Below are 1706 nucleotides of genomic sequence, written 5' to 3' on the forward strand. Positions count from 1 at the left end.
CCGAGCAGCTCTCCGACGATCCGCTCGCTGCTGCCCTCGGTGTACCGGTTGGCGGTGTCGATCACGGCCACCCCGACGCCATCGGGGTGGCGAGAAACCTGGGCCGTACCGGCATAGATCGACGTGCCGCTCGCGTCCTTGCCCGTGAACGTCGCGAGGAGGACGGGTGGATCCAGGATTTGAGGCGGACTTCCGAAAGTTCGTCGTCGACCGATCAGGGGCGTTGTTCCGCACCGCTTACCTGCTGACCGGTGACCGGCACGCCGCCGAGGATCTGGTGCAGTCGGCCCTGGTCAAGACGGCCGCGAAATGGCGCAGTCTGCGCGATCCGGCCGCCATCGAGGGATACGTCCGCCGTGCCATGTACCACGAACAGGTGAGCTGGTGGCGGCGGCGGTCACGCGTCGCGGAGGTGTCCACCGGACGGCCGCCCGAGCGGATCGACGCCGGGCACGCCGACGTCGCGGACCTTCGCCTGGTGATGCGCGCGGCCCTGTCCCGGCTCACCCCCCGGCAGCGGACCATGCTCGTGCTCCGATACTTCGAGGACCTCTCCGAGACCGAGATCGCGCGCCTGCTCGGCGTCCGCGTGGGGTCGGTACGCAGCCAGATCTACCGCTCGCTGGAACGCCTGAAGAAGGCGGCGCCTGAACTGACCACCGTGAGGGAGTTCGGATGAACATCGAGAACCTGCTGCGCGAGACCCTCTCCGACATGGCCGGCGAAGAGCGGCCGCCCGCGCCGGAGCGGTTCCTGCGGCCCCGCGAGCGCCGCCCCCGTCGCCGCGGCCTCGCATTGGCGGCGGCGACGGCCGTCGCCGCGCTGGCGGCAGGATCCACCCTCGTGGTCCAGCAGCTGTCGGCGCGGGCCCCCGGTGACGACGTGCCGCGCCCGGCCGTCTCGATCCAGGCGGGGGTCACCGTCAACGTGGCGGCGGGGATGCGGCTCTCGCAGCTGCTCAAGCAGCTGTCGCAGCTCACCGGCAGGCCGGTGGCGGAGTTCGAGCGGGCCGCCAAGGACGGTACGGCGCTCGGCCTGCCGTCCTATGCCGGGCGGAAGCTCGAAGGGTTCGCCTTCCCCGGCACCTACGAGTTCTCCCCTGCCGCGAGCCCGGCCGAGATCCTGCGGCCGATGGTGGCCCGGTTCGAGGCCGCCGCCGAGGCCGCCGACCTGGTCGACGGCGCCAGGCGGGCCGGCAGGACGCCGCTGGAGATCGTGACCATCGCCAGCATCGTCCAGGCCGAGGCGGGCAGGGACGAGGACATGGCCAAGATCGCCCGGGTCATCCACAACCGGCTGGACCGGAAAATGCGCCTGGACATCGACAGCACGGTCCTGTACGGCCTGAACAAGTACGGCGCCGAGGCGACGCTCAAGGATGTCCGGAGCCCGTCGCCGTACAACACCTACCGGCGTCCGGGCCTGCCGCCCGGCCCCATCGGCAACCCCGGGGCCGAGGCCATCAAGGCCGCGCTGCACCCGGCGCGCGGCACCTGGCGCTATTTCGTGGCGATCGACCCGAAGAGTCGCATCATGAAGTTCGCCACCACCGAATCGGAGTACGCCGCACTGGTCGAGGAGCGCCGCAAAAATCTCAAGGGCAGCTGACCGGCCCGCCGGACGGAGCTCATCCTGCTGTCGGCCAAGTCGGAGGCAGCCCTGGCGCGGCAGGCCGAGCGCCTGGCGACGTACTGCCGCGCCCACCC

Annotated in this window: 3 protein-coding genes; all 3 read left to right on the plus strand. The window is 71.2% G+C overall.

The window, feature by feature from the left end; translation table 11 throughout:
* Positions 1–166 precede the first annotated feature (166 nt).
* On the plus strand, positions 167–679 hold the full coding sequence (locus tag ACWEPL_RS65200; protein WP_452443081.1) for a SigE family RNA polymerase sigma factor: 513 nt from the start codon (positions 167–169) through the stop codon (positions 677–679).
* Positions 676–1608 (plus strand): endolytic transglycosylase MltG, encoded by a 933-nt coding sequence (mltG, locus tag ACWEPL_RS65205; protein ID WP_452443083.1) that lies wholly within the window; start codon positions 676–678, stop codon positions 1606–1608. Before ACWEPL_RS65200 ends, mltG begins: the two co-directional genes overlap by 4 nt.
* Before the next feature lie 27 nt (positions 1609–1635).
* The coding region (locus tag ACWEPL_RS65210) for a hypothetical protein (protein WP_452443085.1) at positions 1636–1706 on the plus strand (71 nt) is incomplete at its 3' end.

This window comes from Nonomuraea sp. NPDC004186 (assembly GCF_053603495.1).